The following is a 2023-nucleotide window of genomic DNA, read 5'->3' on the forward strand; positions in this document are numbered from 1 at the left end:
TATAAATAGAAAAATTGTAGATCATATTTCAGATATTAACTTAACGTACACAGAACATTCTAGAAGATATTTATTGTCTGAAGGAATTGATGGAAAAACAATATTTGTGACAGGCTCTCCTATGACAGAAGTTTTTAAAAATAATATGGAAAAGGTAAAAAACAGCGATGTATTAGAGAGACTTAACTTAGAAAAAGGTAAGTACATATTATTATCAGCACATAGGGAAGAGAATATAGACAACGAAAAAAACTTTATGGCACTTATGAATGCTATAAATAAAATAGCTGAAACATATAAAATGCCTGTTATATATTCAACTCATCCAAGAAGCGAAAAGTTTATAAAGATGAGAAATTTTAAATTCCATGATTTAGTTGTTAATATGAAGCCTTTTGGGTTCTTTGATTACAATAATTTGCAGATGAACAGTTATTGTGTGTTATCTGATAGTGGAACATTATCAGAAGAAAGTTCGATACTTGGATTTCCAGGAGTGTTGATTAGAACATCTACAGAGAGACCAGAGGTTTTAGATAATGGAAGTATAATTATAGGTGGAATAGAAGAAGATACTATTTTACAAGCTATAGAGCTATCTACTTCTATGAGAGAGGATAACCAAGAAATACCTTTAGCAAAGGATTATGTGGATACAAATGTATCTATAAAAGTTGCTAAGATAATTCAAAGTTATACGGATATTGTAAATAGAACTGTATGGCTTAAACGATAGATTAAAAATAAAATTGTAATTTATAAAAAGGAGATTAAAAATTGAAAAAACGAATTTTAGTTATATCACAATGTTTTTTCCCAGAGCAATTTAGAATAAATGATATATCTGAGCAATGGGTAAAACGAGGATATGATGTAACTGTTGTTACAGCTATTCCAAATTATCCTCAGGGAAAATTTTATGATGGATATGGACTTAATAAAAAAAGAACGGAAGACTACAAAGGAATGAAAATCATAAGATTGCCAATTGTTCCAAGGGGAAATAATGTAATTATGCTATTTCTTAATTACTTATCTTTCGTAATATCAGGATTTTTTTGGAGTAAATTTACTAAATTAGATGTAGATTATGTTTTTAATTTTGAAACATCTCCTATAACACAATCTTTGTTAGGTGTTTGGTATTCAAAAAGAAAGAAGAAACCATTTTATTTATATATACAAGATTTATGGCCAGAAAATGTTGAATCTGTTGCTGGTATAAAAAATAAATTTATATTGAACCTAATTGGCAAAATGGTAGATTATATATATTCAAATTCTACAAAAATATTTGCTACATCAAATAGTATGGTAAAGGCAATTGAAAGTAGAAATGTAGATGAAAGTAAGCTAAAGTATTGGCCACAATATGCAGAAGAATTTTATAAACCTGTTGATAAAGAAGATGTTGATATAGAAATTAAAAATAAAATTCCTCCAATAGGGAAGAATGGAAAACCTAATTTTAACTTAATATTTACAGGAAACATAGGTTATGCACAGGGATTAGATATTTTACCAAAGGTAGCTTGCATATTAAAAAAAGAGGATTTATCTAAAAATATTGTATTTAATATAATTGGAGATGGAAGATTTAAATCTAATTTAATAGATATAGTTAAAAAATCAGATGTAGAATCTATGTTTAATTTTATAGAAAGACAACCTGCACAAATGATACCTCAGTATATGGCTTTGAGTGATGTTGCTGTATTAACTTTGCAGGATAATAAAGTATTCAGCATGACTATTCCAGCAAAATTACAATCCTATATAGCTTGTGCAATGCCTATAATTGCATCAGCCCAAGGTGAGACAAAAAATATAATTGAAGAAGCTAATTGTGGTATATGTGTAGATACAGGTGATGAGGTAGCATTTTCAGATGCAGTAAAACAAATGATTTTATTTGATAAAGAAAAGTTAAGAACTTTAGGAAATAACGGATATGAATATTCAAAGAAAAATTTTGATAGGGATTTATTATTAGATGAAATTGATTTATATTTTAATGAGTAGG

At 27.7% G+C, this 2023-nt stretch carries 2 protein-coding genes; both read left to right on the forward strand.

Annotation, left to right across the window (positions count from 1 at the left end; translation table 11 throughout):
- Positions 1-736 (forward strand): UDP-N-acetyl glucosamine 2-epimerase (locus MR593_RS09750; protein ID WP_290692337.1); only part of this gene is annotated, 736 nt, incomplete at its 5' end.
- A 41-nt stretch (positions 737-777) separates the two neighbouring features.
- Positions 778-2022, forward strand: coding sequence for a glycosyltransferase family 4 protein (locus MR593_RS09755; RefSeq protein ID WP_290692339.1), 1245 nt, complete (start codon positions 778-780; stop codon positions 2020-2022).
- Position 2023 lies beyond the last annotated feature (1 nt).

The organism is Intestinibacter sp., assembly GCF_022780145.1.
Classification (GTDB): Bacteria; Bacillota; Clostridia; order Peptostreptococcales; family Peptostreptococcaceae; genus Intestinibacter.